An 18,543-nucleotide genomic window follows, 5' to 3' on the forward strand; every position below is an offset into this window, starting at 1 on the left:
GGCGTACCCCTTGGCGGGTACGCGTCTTACAGGTATCGCGTCATGCAGACAGCAATCGAGATCGCCCAGGTCGATCATCAACTGATCGTGCGGCTCAACCAGGGCTGGACCAAGCGCGCCTCCGTTTGTGATCCGGACAGGGCCCGGATCAACGAAGTGTTTGACCCGCTACGACCGGATTACCCGGAGTGCATGGTGCCGTTCTTCCACCATCCGAAATTCCAGGCCTTGAGCGACGAACTCAAAAGCAGCGTGGTGACCTGGGGCTGGATCGGCTACAACCTGCGCACCATCACCGCCGAAGAACATGTGGTCAATCCGGCGCTGAGCGTCATCGCCAATCAGTACCTGGGCAAGGATGACTGGCATTTTCGCGAGGCCATGCAACAGACCCTGATCGACGAGCACTACCACACGCTGATGCACCTGCGGGCCATCGAGCGGACCAAGCTCGACCGGGCGCTGGATCAGGATCTGGACTTGCCGCCGTCCGTCACGTACCTGCGCCTGAAGGCCCAGCGTGAAGCACTGCCCGAGCAATGGCAGCGGGATCTGGCGGCGATCACTTTTGCGGTGGTGGCCGAGATCAGCGTCAACGCCTATCTGGACTTGCTGGCGGACGACCAGACCATCCAGCCGCAGAACCGCCGGGTGGCCGAACTGCACAACCGTGATGAGTACGCCCACAGCAAGGTGCTGGCCGAAGTGTCCAAGGTCATGTACGCGAACATGCAGCCCATGCAGCGGGAATTTTTCGCACGCAACCTGTCGGTGGCGCTGAGTGCTTTTATCGCTCAGGACTACTCGATGTGGGAGGCGATTCTGACGCAGCTCGGGGTCGAGGATGCGGCGCTGATCATTGCCGACACCCGCGAGAGCAACAAGAGCGCGACCATCATGCGCGACTACAGCGGCCTGCATAAGCTGGCTCAGGACCTGGGCATCAGCGAGCAGATCGATTTCGATTTCCGCCCGACCCTCAAAACCACGGCGGTCGCCTGAACCCGGAGGTGTCCATGTCTGCTCCTGTATACGAAGTGTTCGCTATTCGCGTCGGCGCAAACGCCCAGCGCAGCGCCAGGGAGAACTTTCTCTACGACGCCTGCTGCGGTGATCCGAATGCACCGATGCCGCTGGACTACTACTTCTGGGTCATCCGCAACGAGCAGCAGGTGATCGTGGTCGACACCTGTTTCCAACCGGCCACGGCGCACCGGCGCAATCGCCAGATGTATCGCCTGCCGGAAGAGTCCCTGCGGCAACTGGACATCGATCCGGCCCGGGTCGAGCATCTGATCCTGACCCATTTGCACTGGGATCATGCCGGTAACCTCGGGCTGTTCCCGAAGGCGACCGTGCATCTGCAGGAAGCGGAACTGCGTTTCTGCACCGGGCCGAAAATGGCTCATCGCACGGTGAACAAAACCTACGAAGTCGAGGACGTGATGTCGGCGTTGCCGCCGCTGTTCGAAGGGCGGATGCGTTTGCACAATGGTGTTGTCGAGGTCGTTGCGGGCGTGACCTTGCACCCGGTGGGCGGACATACGCCGGGCAGTCAGGTGGTGCGGGTGAACACCGAGCGCGGCTGGATCGTGCTGGCCTCGGATGCCGCGCATTTGTGGGTCAACATTCGCGAGCGCAGTCCGTTTCCGATTCTCGATGACCTGGCGCAAACCCTCGAAGCCTTCACCGAAATCGACCGCCTGGCCGGCAGCGAAGACCACGTCATCCCCGGCCACGACCCGCTGATCGCCGAGCGTTTCCCGCACTGGAATGACGACCCGCATATCATTTGCCTGCACCAGAATCCGCTCTGAAGATCACCCGAAAACCTGTGGGAGCGGGCTTGCCCGCGAAGACGGCAGCACATTCAACATTGATGTGACTGACACACCGCTTTCGCGAGCAAGCTCGCTCCCACAGGATCGCGTTCAACCTTGATGTAGCAAGCGCCCCAAGGTCTGCACGGCCTCGTCAATCCGCGGCGAGAACGGCGCGCCACAGCCAATGCGCACAAAGTGATCGAAACGCCTGGCATTGGAAAAGATATCCCCAGGGGAAATCTGGATGCCGACCTTCAACGCATCATGAAAAAACGTCATCGATGAATACCGGCGAGGCAGTTCCACCCATAACAACGTGCCGCCCTGGGGGTTGGTCACGTGGGTGCCGAGGGGGAAGTAGCGAATGATCGCTTCGCTCATCTGTTGACGTTGTTGGGTCAGGGCTTTCCTCAACCGCCGCAGGTAGCGCTCGTAGGACGGTGTGCGCATGAATTCGCTGGCCGCCAGTTGCGACAACGCCTCGCACCCTCGTGACTGCGCGTGCTTGAGCATCTCCACACGGTCGTGCCATTTGCCGGCGCTGATCCAGCCCAGGCGCATGCCCGGTGCCAGGGTTTTGTTAAGCGAGGCGCAATGGATCACGTTATCGGTGCTATCCCAATGTTTGAGCGTGGACAGCGGCTGCTCGGTGTCCACCAGGTCGCCGTAAGTGTCGTCTTCGATCAGCACGGTGTCGTGCTCGGCGCACAGTTTCACCAGCCGCGCCTTGTTGGCGTCGGGCATGATGCTGCCCAACGGGTTTTGCAGGTTGGGAATGACGATCAGCGCCTTGACCCGCTCGGGGCCTTGCAGCAGCCGTTGCAGGGCCTGCAGATTGAGCCCGGTGTGGGCCGAGGCCGGGACTTCCAGCACGTGCAGGTTCAGGCTTTCGAGAATTTGCAGCAGACCGTAGAAGGTCGGTGACTCCACGGCCACGGTGTCGCCAGGGCGGGTGACCGCACGCAAGGCCAGGTTGATCGCTTCGGTGGCGCCGTTGGTGATCACGATCCGCTCGGGGGGCAGGTGAGTCTTGCTGGCCAGAGCACGCCGGGCCAGGATATTGCGCAGTGCGCTGTTGCCGCAGGCGCCGCCCGCGGTACCGAGCAGGCAGGCGTCGTGGCGCAGCGCCTTGATCATGTTGTCTTGCAAGGTCTTGAGTGGGTAAAGCTCAGGCGCGCAGTAGGCGCTGGCGAAGTTGACCTTGATCGTCGCGCGCTGACTGGCCTTGAGCACCGCGCAGACCTGTTCATGAATGCCGACATATGCGCGGATATCCAGCGCTGGCGCCAGGGCGATCGGGGCGGGCCTGGACAGGGTGTCGGGCTTGCGAATGTAGTTGCCGGAGCGCGGCCGGGCTTCCAGCACACCGCAGTCTTCCAGCTCCCGGCACACCTGCACGGCGGTCGACAGGCTGACGGCGTGTTTTTCCATCATCAAGCGGATCGAGGGCAGGCGTTCACCGGTTTTCAGGGTGCCGCTGCGGATAGCGTCCAGGTAGTGGTTGGCCAACTGGCGATACAAGGGGGGCGTGTTCATGATGACCTCGGCAGTTGCACCACTGAGGACTGGGCTGGAAAGTGAGTTGACGCTCCCCGCAGGCGGACCCGTGGTGCTCATGGGTGAAGGGAAGTGGTGTTCTACGTCGATACTGGAAGAGTAATCGCGGTTTTGCCCGAATCACGGGCAATAAAAAGCCCCGCTCTGATGGCGGGGCTCTTGAGTGGGGCTGTGAAGTATCTGTGGCGAGGGAGCTTGCTCCCGCTTGAGTGCGGAGCACTCACAAAATGTCGGCAAGTGTTGTCAGATTTTTGGGGCCGCTACGCAGCCCAGCGCGAGCAAGCTCGCTCGCCACAAATGCGGGCGGTCGCCTTACTGTGCGGCGATGGAGTAACCATCGAACGCGGTCTGCTGCTGCAGGGCAGTAATGATGTTCTTGCGGTTGACCGCTTGCTCGGCGCCGCTGTTGTCCAGGAACGTTTCGCTTTCCAGTTCCGCTTCGTCGCCTTCGCCAACGAAGGTGAAACCGAGGAATTCCAGGGCTTCACGGTCGACGTTCAGGCGCGAGCGCGGGGTGCGCAGCGGCAAGGTGACGCTCATGCCGTCCTTGCTGATGGTGAACACTTCGACTTCTTTCTTGGCCTTGGCGGCTTTGCTCTTGCCGCCGCTCGGGTTGCTGATGGCCTGGTGGGTCTGGTTCAGCACCTTCAGGGCCAGGCCGTAGACGATTTCCTGGAACGCCGGGTCGTCCTTGAAGCTGGACAGGATGCGGCTGATCGGGAATTTGCTGCTCAAGTCTTCGAGGGCGGCGATGTCCGCGGCCTCGGCGTCCTTGAGTTGCTTGAGCTGGCCCATCAGTTCGTAGGCTTTGTCATCGTCGAAGCTGTCGTGGGCCTGACGGATGGCGGCACGCAGTTCGCGGATCTGGTCGCTTTCGCGGGTGGACTGGAAAGCGTCCAGCACCATCTCGCTGATGGTTTTTGCCTGAGGCACGTGTTGTGAAAGATTGATGGAGTTTTCGTATTCCGCTTTGGACGACAGGGTGGCTACGGTTTCAGCGGTATTGGAATCGGACATTGAAATTTCACTACTTCTATAACTTGAATTGGGGCGAGAAAGCCCAGGGGCTTTTTCAGGTCGCCTAATCTATTGGACCGGGGCGGCGTTGTCACGGATCAACGGGCGGCTGGTCATTTTTTTGCCTTTCTGTGGGAGCGTTACAGGGTGTCCTGCCAGGTCTGGCGGGACGATTGCAGTTGCGTCTTGACCCAGTTGCTGAAGGCCTGGACTACCGCGCGGTCCGCCTTTTGCGGGTCGGTGGCCAGGTAGTAACCACGGTGCAGATCGATGCTGATGTCGAACGGTCGCACCAGCAAACCCTTGGAAAGGGCATCGCCACTGATCAGGGTGTCGCCAATCGCGATGCCCTGGCCGGCAATGCAGGCGGACTGTGCGCAGTGGGCATCGGAGAACAGGATGCCGCTCAACGCATTGACCCCCGAAGCGCCGGCGGCGGTCAGCCAGATGCGCCAGTCCGAGTAGTCGGTCATGTGCAGCAAGGGGTAAGTGCTGAGCTCCTGCGGGTTTTTCAGTCCGCCCAGGGCGTTGATCAGGCGTGGGCTGCACACCGGGAAGAAGCGCAAAGCCACAATCTCTTCAACATTCATTTGCGGCCAGTCGCCGATCCCGTAGGCGATGAACAGATCGACGTTGGGGTTGTTGGTGTCGTCCGGCGTGCGCGGGGAAATCAGCTGCAACTGCACTTGCGGGTACTGCCGCAAAAACGCACCGATGTGGTGGCACAGCCAATAGGTGGCGAACCCCGGCGCGCAACTGACGCACAGCCGGCCGGAGATTTCCTGGTCGTCGATCAACTGCCCGGCATCGAGCAGGTTCAGCAGAATTGCGTGCACCTCCCGCGCATAACGCTCGCCCTGGTACGTCAGGCCAATGCCACGGCCGATCCGTTCGGTCAGGGCGAAGCCGACACACTCCTCCAGCTTGCTGATCTGGTGGCTGATGGCGCTGCGGGTCAGGTTCAGCTCACGGGCCGCGACCGACACGCTACCTGTGCGGGCAACCGCATCCAGCGCACGAAGGGCTGTCATCGAAGGAAATCGCATAAATCATCCCGTTCAAAGGTGGAAGAAAGGCCTGCAGATACCGATCACCGATGGCTTCCCTTATGGTGAGGTAAATCGAACAGTCAGGCCAAAAAAAATCGATTGTTGTATCGGTTGATTCAACAATACTAGCGCTAATTGTCATCGGCCGGTCAGGCCCACCCTCAAACAGGGTGCTGCCCGCGACCTTTCCTGCTGACGAAAACAACAACAGTTTTTTCAGGTTCCCGACTCGCCTGGCGCCCGGTGGACCTTTCAATCTCCTGAACTCGAAGGTGGCTGACATGGCTGAGTCCGACAACTTTTCCTCTACCCATTCCACGCAGGGGACTTACGCCGACCTGATCCTCGCCAACGGGCGTATCTACACTCAGGACCCGGCCAACCCGTGGGCCGAGGCCGTGGCCATCCGCGACGGCAAGTTGATCGGTGTCGCCAGCCTCGGCCAGATCGAGATGTTCAAGGGCCCGAACACCCGCGTGCATGACCTGCAAGGCGCGTTCTGCATGCCCGGCCTGCACGACATGCACACCCACCCCGACCTCGCGTTGGCGCCGCGCTACAGCGACGACCTCGACGTCGGCATCGAAGACCCGACCCCGGAGCAACTGCGCGAAAGCATCCTTGCCTACGCCGACAGCCATCCCGGCGACGGCTGGATCTACGGTCAGTACTGGGTGCGCTACACCTTCCGCGAAGCGGGTTTGACCCCGGGCCGCGCCTGGCTCGACAGTGTCATGCCGGACCGTCCGGTGGCGCTGCTCGATCGCATGTGGGGCACCATGATGGTCAACTCCAGGGCCCTGGAACTGGCCGGCATCGATGGCAACACCAGCGATCCGCGCAACGGTTACTTCGAGCGTGACGAACTGACCGGCGAACCGACTGGCCTGATGATCGACGGAGCCTACGCGATGATCCACGCCGCGATGCCGCCGACCCCGGTCAGCGTGCTGCGCCGCGCCTATCGCGATGGCGTGCATTTCCAGAGCTCACGCGGCGTCACGGCGAGCAAATACGTGCACGTTTGCGAACAGCGTTTGCAGGCCCTCAAGGAACTGGACGACAGCGGCGAACTGACGGTGCGCATCGAAGCGGCGATCAGTTGGCAGGACGACATTTTCCCGGTGCGTCGTCGCTGGGAACTGCTGGCGGGCGAGCGTCACTACTACCGCAGCGCACGCCTGAGTGCCAACGCGGTGAAGTTCCACTTCGACGGCACGGTCGAGCCGAAGTCTTCGTACCTGCTGACCCCATGGCCGCAGGAATCGAGCTGGCGCGGCAAGCTCAACCTGACCCCGGAGCACATCACCGACATGGTGGTGGACATGGATCGCAAGGGCATCCGCGTGATTGCCCATTGCACCGGTGACGGTGCGTCGGACGTGTTCCTCGATGCCGTGGCCGAGGCCCGTCGTCGCAACGGTTTCAGCGGCGTGCGCCACCAGTGCGCCCACAGCACCTTGTTGCACCCCGGTAACCTGCCGCGCTTCAAGGAACTGAACGTCATCGCCGAATTCTCCCCGGCCGCCTGGTACCCGACACCATTCGCCAGCGGTGCACGTTCCGGCTACGGCCAGGAGCGACTCAAGCGCATCTACGATTTCAAAGGCGTGCTCGCCGCAGGCGGCACCGCGGTGATGGGCACTGACTGGCCGGTGGCGTCCATCGACCCGTGGCTGGCGCTGGAAACCATGATCACCCGGCAGAACCCGTGGAACGACGACCCGGCCTGCTTCGGCGACCCGATCAGTCTCGAACAGGCACTGACCGTGATCACCAGCAACGGCGCCGTGGCCATGGGCCTGGAACACAGCACCGGTAGCCTGCAAGTGGGCAAGGCGGCGGACCTGATCGTCATCGACCGCGACCTGTTCGCCGAGCCGGCGCGCAACTACATCCACAAGACCCGGGTGCTGCTGACCTTCGTTGAAGGGCAACTGGTCTACGACCGTCATTCGACGCTGCAAGCCTTGGGCCTCAAGGCGGTGTGGCAGGGCGAACCACCGGTGCTGGAGGGCAAGGCAGAATGACTTCCCCACGCATTGCCGTGACCGTCGTCTCGGGGTTTCTCGGCGCCGGTAAAACCACGCTACTCAACCGCATGGTGCGCCGTGCCGAAGGCAGTCGGCTGGCGGTGATCGTCAACGACTTCGGTGAGCTGAACATCGATGCGGCCATCGTCTCCGAAGTCTCCGACGCGGTGTACAGCCTGCAAAACGGCTGCATCTGCTGCACCGTGCAGGAGGACCTGCTGGCGCAACTGGGCAGCCTTGCTCAATTGGAACCACGGCTGGAGCGCATCGTCATCGAGTGCAGCGGCGTGTCCGATCCGCAGCGCATCGTGCAGACCCTGGCTTATCCACAGCTGCGCAGCCAGATGCAACTGGACATGGTGATTACTGTGGTCGATGCCACCCGTCATCTGCAACTCGATGGCGAGTACGCGCGGCTGGCCCGGGCGCAAGTGGCGGCCGCCGACCTGCTGTTGCTCAACAAGATCGACCTGATCGACGAGCCGCAGTTGCGGGCGCTGCGCGAGGTGTTGGGCCTCAGGACTCGAGTGCACGAAAGCGTGCAGGCGCAGTTGCCCGATGCGCTGTGGCTCGACACCGATCTGGAGCTTGAGCCGCGCACAGTGAAACCGCTGGCACGGGTGTCCGATGGCGATCACGGCGATATGTTCAGCAGTTGGCTTTGGCAAAGCGACCAGGCGCTTGATGCCGAGGGGTTGCGGGGCTGGTTGCAGGCGCTGCCCGGCGATGTGTTTCGGGTCAAGGGGCTGGTGAAGCTTGCGCAGGGCAACAAGGCCCACTGGCTGCAACACGTCGGCACCCGCAGTCAGTTTCTGCCGGCCACGGATGAAGCCCAGGCAAAGACCACACGCCTGGTGTGTATTGCCCGCCGTGGTTTCGACGGCTGGGAAGCCTTGGGGCAGGGGCTTGAGGCCTGCACCGTGAAGGTGAGCGCATGACTGCGGCCGGGCTGGCCTCTTCGCGAGCAGGCGCCTCGGTCAGTCAGGCCTGCCTCGGTGTATTGAGGTTCATCGAGCGCACCGCCAATGCAGTCGCCGTTTCCTCATCGATCGGCAACGAAAACCGGAACGTCGCCCCGCGCCCCGGCACGTCGATCAACTGAATCTCGCGTCCGTGCAATTGCAGGATGCGATGCACGATCCGCAGCCCCAACCCGCCATCGCGCCGTGCGCCGCCGATATTGAACGGGCGCAGGAATAACCCTTCGCGCAGTTCCGGGGCGATGCCGGGGCCGGTATCGCTGACCGTGACTTCGATGAATGAGCCTTGCGGGCGCAGGTCCAACTCGACCTCACCACCGGCCGGGGTATGGCGCAGGGCGTTGTCGAACAGGTTGGTCAGCACCCGCTCGATCAAGCCGAGGTCCGCGCAGGCCGCCGAGGCATTCGGTGCGAAGGTGGCCTTGAGTTCGACTTTGCGCGCTTCGGCGCTGAGTTCGAATTTCTGGAAGATGTCCTGGGCCAGGTCAGTCAGGGAAAAGCGTTCCAGCACCGGTTGCACGAAGCCGTGTTCCAGCCGCACCAGTTCCAGCAGCGACTGCGCCAGACCGCCGACCTTGCGGCTCTGGTCCAGGGCGATGCCCAGATAGCGACGGCGGTCGGCAGGGGACAGCGTGGCGTCCTTGAGCGACAGGGTTTCCAGATAACCGTGCAACGAGGCCAGCGGCGTGCGCAAGTCGTGGGAGATGTTAGCCACCAGTTCGCGGCGTTCCTGATCCTGGCGGGTCAACGAACGCCATTGTTCGCCCAGGCGTGTCTGCATCTGCCGGAACGCGGCATCGAGCACGGCGATTTCATCGTGGCTGGCGGCTTTTTCCACCGTGACGGGCAGGGCCGGGGTGACCGGCACGCCATCGATGTCGAACTGGCTGACGGTTTCGGTCAGGCGGCGCAACGGCCGGGTAATCAGGGCAAACGCCGTGAGACCGGCAATCAGGCACAGCAGTGCCACCAGGCCGATAGACAACAGCGCTGTGTTGAGCGCCGCGCTGGTTGCACCGCGTTCGGACAGTCGATCATGGTCTTCACCGAGCAGCACCACGTAGAGATAACCGGCCGGTTTTCCATCGACCTTCAGCGGCGCAGCGCTGAACACCTTGCGCGCATCGACGCTGCGCGGGTCGTCGCCGAGAATCGGCAGGGCATCGCCGCGCAACAGGCGCTGGATCGGTGCCAGGTCGATCCGCTCACGACGGATCCGGCCCTCGGGCGCGGCGCTGCCGACAATCTTGCCCGTGGAATCGAGCAGATACACCTCGACGCTCGGGTTGACCTGCATCAGTTTGCTGAACAGGTCACGCACGGCATTGGGCATCAGGCCCTGGGTGTCCATCAGCACCGTGTCACTGGCGATGTGCTGCGCCAGGTCCCGGGACAAGCCTTGCACCACTTCCTGCTCATGCATCTGGTTGGAGCGCACCTGCAACCACGCCGACGTGCCGCAGCACACCAGCAGCAGTACGGCGAACACCAGGGACAGGCGTTGCGTCAGGGTCAGCCTCATGGCTGCGGCTCCTCGCCTGTGGCGAATTTGTAGCCGCGGCCCCAGACCGTGAGGATGCGCACCGGTTGCGCCGGGTCGGCCTCGATCTTGGCGCGCAGGCGGTTGATGTGGGTGTTGACCGTGTGCTCGTAGCCTTCGTGGCTGTAGCCCCACACGGCATTGAGCAGGTCCATGCGCGAAAACACCTTGCCGGGCTGGCGGGCGAAGAAATATAGCAAGTCGAACTCCCGGGGCGTGAGGTCCAGGCGCCGTCCGTCGAGGGACACATCGCGGGTGATCGGGTCGATGGCCAGGCCGTCGGTGAGCAGGCTGCCGGCGTCCATCTTCAGGTTGCGCGCCATGGCATCGACCCGGCGCAGCAGCGCTTTGACCCGGGCCACCAGTTCGAGCATGGAAAAGGGCTTGGCCAGATAGTCGTCGGCACCCAGTTCCAGGCCGAGAATCCGGTGCACTTCGCTGGAACGCGCGCTGGTGATGATGATCGGCGTGTAGCGGGCCATGGCCCGGGCGCGGCGGCAGATTTCCAGGCCGTCGACACCTGGCAGCATCAGGTCGAGGACCAGTGCGTCCCAGTTGCCCTGTTGCAGCAGGCGCATGCCTTCATCGCCATCGGCACTGTGCACCACCTCGAACTGTTCATCGCGAAGATGCAGGCAGATCAGGTCGGCGATGTGCATATCGTCCTCGACCACCAGGACGCGTTTGGTCTGTTCCATACAGCTCAATCCTTCAGTGCGATGCACGCATGATGCGCAATACCCCTACTGTTCGGGCAGAAGCATTGTGCGGGTTTTTCGGGGTCTGAGTTATCACGAATTGTTTAACTTCCCGTGAGGATTTGGCGATCACCCAAAGCCTAGGCTGTGTTCCATGAAACACCCCCGGATTTTTTGGAGACGAGCATGTTTTCACGACGGCAATTTCTTTTAGTGAGCGGCGGACTGGGGGTGGCAACCCTGGCAATCGGCCTGTTGCCGAAGTTTTCCACAGGCACTGCACTGATCAGTGAGGCCAGCGCGGCCGAGGCGTTCGAAGTGACCCACAGCGACAGCGAATGGCACGCGATCCTCAGTGACGAGCAGTACGACATCCTGCGCGAAGAGGGTACCGAACGCGCCTACAGCAGCCCGCTGAACAACGAGCACGGTGATGGCACCTTCGTCTGTGCCGGTTGCGAGTTGCCGCTGTTTTCCTCGGCGACCAAATTCGACAGCCGCACCGGTTGGCCGAGTTTCTGGGCACCCCTGGACAAGGCCGTGGCGACCCGCCAGGACCGAGCGTTCGGCATGGTCCGCGAAGAGGTTCATTGCCGGCGCTGCGGCGGGCATCTGGGGCATGTCTTTGACGATGGCCCGAAACCCACTGGCCTGCGTTACTGCATGAACGGCCTGGCGATGAAATTCGTGCCCAAGACGGTGTGATTCCCTACCACTCACTTTTTGCAGGTAATCGCCATGTGGCTGCTGGTCCTCGCTTATCTCGGTGGTGTGCTGACGATTGTCAGCCCGTGCATTCTGCCGGTGTTGCCGTTTGTCTTCGCCCGCACCGGGCAACCCTTCGTCAAAAGCGGGTTGCCGCTGCTGGTGGGTATGGCGCTGACCTTCGCATTGGTCGCCACGTTGGCGGCGGTGGGCGGTGGCTGGGTGGTGCAGCTCAACCAGTACGGGCGCTGGCTGGCGCTGGTGTTCGTGGCGCTGTTCGGACTGACGTTGTTGCTGCCGCAATTGGCCGAGCGCCTGACCCGACCATTGGTGGCGGCGGGCAGTCGTTTGTCGGTGGCGGCGGGCGCCGATTCGCGGCCACGTCCTGGTGCTTCGTTGTTGATCGGCGTGGCCACCGGCTTGCTGTGGGCGCCCTGTGCCGGGCCGATCCTAGGTTTGCTGTTGACCGGTGCGGCGTTGCAAGGCGCGAGCATCCAAACCACCTTTTTGCTGCTGGCGTATGCCGCCGGCGCTGCCACATCCCTCGCGCTGGCCTTGTTGCTGGGCGGCAAAGTCTTCACCGCGATGAAGCGCTCGATTGGCACGGGCGAATGGCTGCGTCGCGGTCTTGGCGCGACGATGTTGGCTGGTGTGGCGGCGATTGCCCTGGGTCTGGATACGGGGGTTCTGGCGCGGATTTCCACGGCGTCGACCGGTGGTATCGAGCAAGCGTTGGTGGAGAAGCTGAGCGGCAAGTCGCCGCGTAACAGCGCGGCGCCGAATGCGATCGCCGAGGGTGCGGTGCAAGTGGCTGGCAAAACCCCGGGCACCTTGCCGGTCGAGGGCAACCTGCCGCCACTGGACGGCGCCGTGCAATGGCTCAACTCGCCACCCCTCGATGCCCAGGCCTTGAAAGGCAAGGTCGTGCTGGTGGATTTCTGGACCTACTCCTGCATCAACTGCCTGCGCTCGCTGCCCTATGTGAAGGCCTGGGCCGAGAAGTATCGTGATCAGGGCCTGGTGGTGATCGGCGTGCATGCGCCCGAGTTTGCCTTCGAGCGCGACGTCAGCAACGTCACCAAGGCCATGAAAGACCTGGGCATCAACTACCCGGTGGCCATCGACAACGAGTTCAAGATCTGGCGCGCCTTCAACAACGAGTACTGGCCGGCGCATTACTTTGCCGACGCCCAGGGACGCATTCGTTATCACCACTTCGGCGAAGGCGCGTACGCCGAATCGGAGCGGGTCATCCAGCAATTGCTGCGCGAGGCGGGGGCGGCCAAGGTTGCGGACGGGCTGATCAGTGCCCAGGCCGAGGGTGTGCAAATGGCCCCGGACAGCGACGCCGTGCAGTCGCCGGAAACCTATGTCGGCTACCAGCGCGCGGAACATTTCGTATCGCAACCCGCGCTGGTGCCGGACAAGGTCGCGGCCTACAACCCGCCGGCGCAATTGGCCCTCAACGACTGGAGCCTGGGCGGCCAGTGGCATGTCGGCCCGGAGCGGGCCACCGCCAGCGCCCCGGCCAGTCGCATCGTCTATCGCTTCCACGCCCGTGACTTGCATTTGGTGCTCGGCCCTGGCGCCGATGGCAAGCCGGTGCGCTTCAAGGTGCTGATCGACGGCAAGGCCCCCGGCGATGACCACGGCATGGACGTGGCCCCCGATGGCAGCGGCACCGTGACGGACCAGCGCTTGTATCAACTGGTGCGCCAGAGCGGCGGCGTGACCGACCGGACCTTCAGTATCGAGTTTCTTGACCCGGGTGCGTCGGCTTACGCCTTCACCTTCGGCTGATTACTTTCCTGCGCTTGAGGAGTTCGCCCCATGAAAACACTCATTACCTGGCGCCGTGCCCTGCTGGGGCTGGCAGCTGCCGGCATCATCAGCCAATGCTCGGCTTTCTCCTTCGGTGGTGCCGAAGAGGGGGTAGTCCTTCCACCGCCGGCCTTCGACGAAACCACCCAGGCCCGCAGCGAAACCGCGGTGTTTGCCGGCGGCTGCTTCTGGGGCGTCCAAGGGGTGTTCCAGCATGTCAAAGGCGTGAAGAACGCCGTCTCCGGCTACGCGGGCGGGGCGGCAAACACCGCGCAGTACGAGCGCGTCAGCAACGGCAATACCGGCCATGCGGAGTCGGTCGAAGTGACCTTTGATCCTGCTCAGGTCAGCTACGGCACCTTGCTGCAGATCTACTTTTCAGTGGCGCACAACCCGACCGAACTCAACCGCCAGGGACCGGACAGCGGCACCCAGTATCGCTCGGCGATCTTTACCAAAAGTGCCGAGCAGCAGCGGGTCGCACAGGCCTACATCGCCCAGCTCGACGCCGCCCATGCCTTCGACAAGCCGATCGTGACCAAGCTGGAAACCTTCAACGGTTTTTACCCGGCGGAGGAGGAACATCAGGACTTCCTGACCGAACATCCGACCTATCCATACATCGTGATCAACGACTTGCCGAAGGTCGCGCAGTTGAAGCAGCTGTACCCCAATCGTTATCAGGAACAGCCGGTGCTGGTGAAGGCAGGGATGTAAATGCATGGCCTAGTCGGCGGACGGGTGCTTGCCCCATCGCTGTACGGCGAATTCGACGAAGCGCCGCAGCTTCGGCAAACGGTGGCGATCCTGGGCGTAGACCAGGTGCATCGGCCGGCTGGGCGGGCAGTAATCGGGCATCAGGGCCAGCAGCTTTCCGTCCTTGAGGTCCTGCTCGACCAGGGCGTCGGGCATCATCACGATGCCCATGCCGGTGCGCGCTGCCTGATGCAACCCCGCCGAACTGTTGATCAGCATTGGTCCGCCGACCCCGACGCTGACTTCGCCATCGGGACCGGCCAGGCGCCATTCCTTTTGCACCGATTGCCAGTCATCCCCGGCCGGATAGGCAAAGGACAGGCAGTCGTGATGCCGCAGGTCTTCAGGCGTTTGCGGTGTGCCGCGCCGGGCCAGGTACTGCGGTGACGCGCACATGGTCAGGGTGTAGTCGATCAGCGGGCGGGCGATCAGGTTGGAGGGCTCCAGCGCGCCGAGGCGAAACGCCACATCCAGACCATTTTCCAGCAGATCCGGGCGCCGGTTGGTCAGGACCACGTCGAGTTTCACCCGCGGGTTTTGCCGGCTGAACTCACTCAGTGCCGGCGCCAGGCGTTCGGTACCGAAGGTCAGGGGCGCGGTGATGCGCAAGATGCCGCTCGGTTCGTCCAGCGCCTGCTCGGCCAGGCGCTCGGAGTCGGCCACCAACCCCAACACTTCCAGGCAGCGCTGGTAATACGCGGTGCCGAACTCGGTCAGCCGCTGGCGCCGAGTGGTGCGGTTGAGCAGGCGTACACCCAGCCGTTGCTCCAGGGCCTTGAGGTGATTGCCGACCATGGTCGTGGACATTTCACACTGCAAGGCGGCGGCGGTCATGCTGCCGGTCTCCACCACTTTCACGTAGACAGTCATTGCCTGGAACAGGTCCATTATCAAGCTCTGCTTTTAAATGATTGAAGTTTTTCGGTGTTTATCCAGTTCTGGTGGCTAACCATACTGCAAAAACACCGACCCTTGCTGGAGCTTGATGTCATGACCGCCGCCTGCCTGATGAGCACTTACCAACCCTTGGCCTTGAGTTTCAACAAGGGCCTGGGCACTCGCCTGTGGGATCAGGGCGGTCGCGAATATCTGGATGCGGTCGCTGGTGTGGCGGTGACCAATGTCGGCCACTCCCACCCGAAAATCGTTGCCGCCATTACCGAACAGGCCGGGTTGTTGCTGCACACCTCGAACCTCTACAGCATCGACTGGCAACAACGGCTGGCGCAGAAACTGACGCGGCTGGCGGGCATGGACCGGGCGTTCTTCAACAACTCCGGGGCCGAAGCCAACGAAACCGCCCTGAAAATCGCCCGGCTGCATGGTTGGCACAAGGGTATCGAGCAGCCGCTGGTGGTGGTCATGGAGAACGCGTTCCATGGCCGCACCCTTGGCACCTTGTCGGCCAGCGACGGCCCGGCGGTACGCCTGGGGTTCAACAAGCTGCCGGGGGATTTCGTCAAAGTACCGTTCGGCGACCTCGACGCGCTGGACAAGGTGCAACAGGCTTTTGGCTCGCGGATCGTGGCGGTCCTGATGGAGCCGATCCAGGGCGAAAGCGGCGTGCAACTGGCGCCACCGGGTTATCTCAAGGCCGTGCGCGAACTGTGCAACCGGCGCTCATGGCTGATGATGCTCGATGAAATCCAGACCGGCATCGGCCGCACCGGCCAGTGGTTCGCGTTCCAGCACGAAGGCATCGTCCCGGACGTCATGACCCTGGCCAAAGGCCTGGGCAACGGCGTGCCCATCGGCGCGTGCCTGGCCCGTGGCAAGGCGGCCGAACTCTTCACGCCGGGCAGCCACGGCAGCACCTTTGGCGGTAATCCGTTGGCCTGCCGGGTCGGATGCACCGTGCTGGATATCGTTGAAGAACAAGGCCTGCTGGAAAACGCCCGGCTTCAGGGGGAACGCCTGCTCGAAAGATTGCGCACAGAACTGACGGGCAACCCGAACGTCTCGCAGATCCGCGGCCAGGGCCTGATGATCGGCATCGAACTCAAGCAACCGATCCGCGACCTGAGCCTGATCGCCGCTCGGGATCACGGCTTGCTGATCAACGTCACGCGGGGCAAGACCATCCGCCTGCTACCGCCGCTGACCATTGATGAGCGGGAGGTGGAGATGATTGTCAGAGGGGTGAGTGGGGTGGTGAAAGCGGGCTGAAGTTCGGCTCAGTAATGGTATCTGCACATCACGACGCGTATTTCGCCGTCTTCAACGGCGTAGACCAGACGATGTTCAGCCGTAATCCGGCGTGACCAGAATCCGCTCAAGTTATGCTTGAGCGGTTCGGGTTTTCCCAGACCGTCGAAAGGCTCGCGCTGGATAGCTTTGATCAACAGGTTGATACGTTTGAGTCCTGCCTTATCGTTCTGCTGGAACCAGAGATAATCGTCCCAGGCTTCAGGGGTGAACTCGATATTCATTCTTCAATCAGTTGCCTGGTTTTGGTTTTGCCCGCTCGCAGGTTACCGATTGATTTGATCAGGCGTTCAGCGTTGGCTGGGGAGCGCAGCAGATAAGCTGTCTCTTCGAGAGCGTTGTATTCGGCCAATGACATCATCACTACCGGCTCGCCTTTCTGACGGGTTACCAGTAGCGGGGCGCGATCTTCATTCACCCGGTCCATGGTTTGCGCCAAGTGTGCCCGAGCGTTGGTGTAGTTGATGGTTTCCATGTGATTGTCCTCGCTTGATGCAGAGAACGTACAGAAATGAGTACATGTTAGCAAGGCGATACCTACGAGTGGTTGTTGCGTGGAAAGTGCATCCACGCTTGTGTCGAGTATCGCCGAATGTTCCTCAGGACGTTTCCGTGACTGATGTAATCCCATCCTGAGCTACACGCCATCCATCAGGATTGTCTGACCACAGCTGCAAAAATTTACGAGTGATGAACCAGCGCCGCGATTTCCTCCCGATCCCGCAGACGGATTTTCCCACCGCAAAACTCCTCGAACAGTCGCTGATGCGCCGCAAACCCACTTGACCCCTGCCGCTGGCGATAACTGCCCGCCCACTCCAGCAAGGCGATCAGCAACAGGTCCTGCTCATCGCGCCCAGCCTCGCGTTGTCGAATGTTGGCCACGCAATCCTCGTCCCCGACGCTCAGCCAGATCAGCGCAGTCGCCCGTGGCAGGAGTTCGCAGGCGATCCAGCCATACACGCCTTCGATCACCCAGCGCTCTTGTTCGGCCGCGATCCGCGCCATGGTCAATGCTTCGGCGCGGGGGCGGGGGATGCTGTGTTCGTCGGATAGCCAGTGAATCCGGTCGAGATCGGTCCAGGGCAGCTGCAAGCGATCCGCCAGCCGTTGCGCCAACCAACTCTTGCCGGACCCTGAATTACCGATGATCAAAGTGCGGCTCAGATCCAGTTCATGTGCATTGCGAAATTTCATCTTCATTCGCTGGCGTCCCCCCGGAAGAACCCACAGAATCGACCCTCACTCAAGGGGAAGGAGCTCCATCAGGTGTGGGTTCGAATTGCGTTATTCATGACGTTAGGCATGGCTTCAGGCGTAAATGCTGCAACGCAGACACCGGGCATTGCCGGGCACTACAGGCTGCAGGCCAGGGAGATCGTCTCCAGGCTGTCGCTGGCACCGGACAACACCTTTGACGCCATGATCGAGTATGCCGGTGCCGAAGGCTCCGCCAAAGGTCGCTGGAAGCTGGTCGACAACACCCTGACCTTGACCAGTGATGCGGTCGAGCCGCCCGCTGAAAACCTGTTGTTCAATTTAAGGCGTACCCACAGTCTGGCAGACCTTAAAGACGCGCATCAGCCCGACGGCGGCGACAGGTTCAAGCAGGCGCAAAGCAACTATGTGCTGAACCTGCGTTACGCCCGCTCCAGCCCTGTGCCGAGCATCGCACCGGTGATGGTGTCGTTCGAGTTCACCCAAGGGCCAGCCACGCAACTGCTGTGGAATAACGCGGTGGGCCGACAGCTTTACCTGCCGTATTCCGAGCAGCGAACCCTGACCCGGGTTGGCCTGCAAAGCAGTGCCGACCAACCGCAGCAATGGTTTGCCATCGCCCCCCAGACACGCACCCTTACCTTGAACTGGAAGGTTGATCGCACGACCGGGCAAATGACCTACGACAAACCGGATGAGCTTGGCCTGATGCAGTCGCAACAGTTTTTTCGCAACGCCCCCAAAGCGCTGGCGCAGATTGACCGCAACTACATCCTGACCCTGCTCTACGGCGTGACTGCTGAACCGCCGGCGATCAAGCCTGTGGATATCTATTGGTCGTTCGATGACGGTTCACAAACATCGCAACGCTGGACGGATTCGCGGCAACAGCAACTGCTTATGCCGGCACCCGTGGGCAAGACCCTGAAAAAACTCGGTGTGCAGTTGAGCAACGAACAGAGCCCGCAATGGTTCGAGATCGCGGCAGACAGCCGGGCAATCGACCTGATGTGGGATGAACGCGTCAACCCCGCGCAGATGCGCGACTTGTCCGGGGTCTTCAAAACCATCGAGCTAGAGGTCAAGGGCGACTGCCTGGCGGTGGACCTGGGCAATGGCCTGGCGTGTTATCGCCAGTAGG

At 62.1% G+C, this 18,543-nt stretch carries 18 protein-coding genes; 9 read left to right on the forward strand and 9 right to left on the reverse strand.

All coding sequences use genetic code 11. The annotated features are described in order from the left end of the window. The first annotated feature begins 42 nt into the window (after positions 1-42). Both ACMDB8_RS04130 and ACMDB8_RS04135 read left to right on the forward strand, forming a co-directional pair. Complete coding sequence (locus ACMDB8_RS04130; protein WP_056728508.1) at positions 43-1,002, forward strand: diiron oxygenase; 960 nt, start codon at positions 43-45, stop codon at positions 1,000-1,002. Positions 1,003-1,016: 14 nt separating this feature from the next. Further along, positions 1,017-1,817, forward strand: a complete 801-nt coding sequence (locus ACMDB8_RS04135) for an N-acyl homoserine lactonase family protein (RefSeq protein ID WP_223542464.1) — start codon at positions 1,017-1,019, stop codon at positions 1,815-1,817. Positions 1,818-1,931: 114 nt separating this feature from the next. On the opposite strand, the gene ACMDB8_RS04140 is transcribed toward ACMDB8_RS04135, so the two are convergent. The 3 genes from ACMDB8_RS04140 to ACMDB8_RS04150 form a co-directional block, all read right to left on the reverse strand. Next, the gene (locus tag ACMDB8_RS04140; protein ID WP_409078280.1) at positions 1,932-3,359 is read right to left on the reverse strand and encodes a PLP-dependent aminotransferase family protein; all 1,428 of its coding nucleotides are present in this window, start codon (positions 3,357-3,359) and stop codon (positions 1,932-1,934) included. Between the two features lie 333 nt (positions 3,360-3,692). After that, positions 3,693-4,397: a hypothetical protein gene (locus ACMDB8_RS04145; protein WP_056728513.1), complete on the reverse strand. Its 705-nt coding sequence runs from the start codon at positions 4,395-4,397 to the stop codon at positions 3,693-3,695. A 140-nt stretch (positions 4,398-4,537) separates the two neighbouring features. Then, entirely contained in the window at positions 4,538-5,443 is a 906-nt protein-coding gene (locus tag ACMDB8_RS04150; RefSeq protein WP_056728515.1) for a LysR substrate-binding domain-containing protein, read from the reverse strand. A gap of 284 nt (positions 5,444-5,727) precedes the next feature. Here ACMDB8_RS04150 and ACMDB8_RS04155 point away from each other — a divergent pair, with 284 nt between their 5' ends. Together ACMDB8_RS04155 and ACMDB8_RS04160 are read left to right on the forward strand one after the other, a co-directional pair. After that, complete coding sequence (locus ACMDB8_RS04155) at positions 5,728-7,476, forward strand: amidohydrolase (protein WP_223542462.1); 1,749 nt, start codon at positions 5,728-5,730, stop codon at positions 7,474-7,476. Beyond that, entirely contained in the window at positions 7,473-8,417 is a 945-nt protein-coding gene (locus ACMDB8_RS04160) for a CobW family GTP-binding protein (protein WP_056728520.1), read from the forward strand. The genes ACMDB8_RS04155 and ACMDB8_RS04160 overlap by 4 nt, the downstream gene beginning before the upstream one ends. Positions 8,418-8,460: 43 nt before the next feature. Here ACMDB8_RS04160 and ACMDB8_RS04165 read toward each other — a convergent pair whose 3' ends face one another. Both ACMDB8_RS04165 and ACMDB8_RS04170 read right to left on the reverse strand, forming a co-directional pair. Then, a complete protein-coding gene (locus ACMDB8_RS04165) occupies positions 8,461-9,981 on the reverse strand; it encodes a sensor histidine kinase (protein ID WP_409078279.1) in 1,521 nt (506 codons plus the stop codon). Further along, a complete protein-coding gene (locus ACMDB8_RS04170; RefSeq protein WP_056728524.1) occupies positions 9,978-10,697 on the reverse strand; it encodes a response regulator transcription factor in 720 nt (239 codons plus the stop codon). Before ACMDB8_RS04170 ends, ACMDB8_RS04165 begins: the two co-directional genes overlap by 4 nt. A 186-nt stretch (positions 10,698-10,883) precedes the next feature. Here ACMDB8_RS04170 and msrB point away from each other — a divergent pair, with 186 nt between their 5' ends. From msrB to msrA, 3 genes are read left to right on the forward strand one after another with little or no spacing between them, the layout of a single operon-like run. After that, positions 10,884-11,402, forward strand: coding sequence for a peptide-methionine (R)-S-oxide reductase MsrB (gene msrB, locus ACMDB8_RS04175; protein WP_223542460.1), 519 nt, complete (start codon positions 10,884-10,886; stop codon positions 11,400-11,402). A gap of 33 nt (positions 11,403-11,435) precedes the next feature. Next, the gene (locus ACMDB8_RS04180) at positions 11,436-13,202 is read left to right on the forward strand and encodes a cytochrome c biogenesis protein DipZ (RefSeq protein WP_223542459.1); all 1,767 of its coding nucleotides are present in this window, start codon (positions 11,436-11,438) and stop codon (positions 13,200-13,202) included. Between the two features lie 30 nt (positions 13,203-13,232). Further along, positions 13,233-13,940, forward strand: a complete 708-nt coding sequence (gene msrA / locus ACMDB8_RS04185; RefSeq protein WP_409078278.1) for a peptide-methionine (S)-S-oxide reductase MsrA — start codon at positions 13,233-13,235, stop codon at positions 13,938-13,940. Positions 13,941-13,949: 9 nt separating this feature from the next. Here the strand turns inward: msrA and ACMDB8_RS04190 are convergent, their stop codons facing one another. After that, the gene (locus tag ACMDB8_RS04190; RefSeq protein ID WP_056728531.1) at positions 13,950-14,867 is read right to left on the reverse strand and encodes a LysR family transcriptional regulator; all 918 of its coding nucleotides are present in this window, start codon (positions 14,865-14,867) and stop codon (positions 13,950-13,952) included. A 102-nt stretch (positions 14,868-14,969) separates the two neighbouring features. Here ACMDB8_RS04190 and ACMDB8_RS04195 point away from each other — a divergent pair, with 102 nt between their 5' ends. Beyond that, a complete protein-coding gene (locus ACMDB8_RS04195; protein ID WP_056728533.1) occupies positions 14,970-16,145 on the forward strand; it encodes an aspartate aminotransferase family protein in 1,176 nt (391 codons plus the stop codon). Positions 16,146-16,153: 8 nt separating this feature from the next. Here ACMDB8_RS04195 and ACMDB8_RS04200 read toward each other — a convergent pair whose 3' ends face one another. The 3 genes from ACMDB8_RS04200 to ACMDB8_RS04210 all read right to left on the reverse strand — a co-directional run bounded on the left by ACMDB8_RS04200 (position 16,154) and on the right by ACMDB8_RS04210 (position 17,357). Continuing rightward, positions 16,154-16,408 carry a Txe/YoeB family addiction module toxin gene (locus ACMDB8_RS04200; RefSeq protein WP_015093589.1) on the reverse strand — a complete coding sequence of 85 codons (255 nt, stop codon included), beginning with the start codon at positions 16,406-16,408 and terminating at the stop codon, positions 16,154-16,156. Next, positions 16,405-16,659, reverse strand: a complete 255-nt coding sequence (locus ACMDB8_RS04205) for a type II toxin-antitoxin system prevent-host-death family antitoxin (protein ID WP_056728535.1) — start codon at positions 16,657-16,659, stop codon at positions 16,405-16,407. The genes ACMDB8_RS04200 and ACMDB8_RS04205 overlap by 4 nt, the downstream gene beginning before the upstream one ends. 206 nt (positions 16,660-16,865) lie before the next feature. Next, positions 16,866-17,357: an adenylate kinase gene (locus ACMDB8_RS04210; RefSeq protein ID WP_409078338.1), complete on the reverse strand. Its 492-nt coding sequence runs from the start codon at positions 17,355-17,357 to the stop codon at positions 16,866-16,868. A 132-nt stretch (positions 17,358-17,489) separates the two neighbouring features. Here ACMDB8_RS04210 and ACMDB8_RS04215 point away from each other — a divergent pair, with 132 nt between their 5' ends. After that, positions 17,490-18,542, forward strand: a complete 1,053-nt coding sequence (locus tag ACMDB8_RS04215) for a hypothetical protein (RefSeq protein WP_409078277.1) — start codon at positions 17,490-17,492, stop codon at positions 18,540-18,542. Position 18,543: the final 1 nt, after the last annotated feature.

This window comes from Pseudomonas monachiensis (assembly GCF_047345015.1).
GTDB classification, from domain to species: Bacteria; Pseudomonadota; Gammaproteobacteria; order Pseudomonadales; family Pseudomonadaceae; genus Aquipseudomonas; species Aquipseudomonas monachiensis.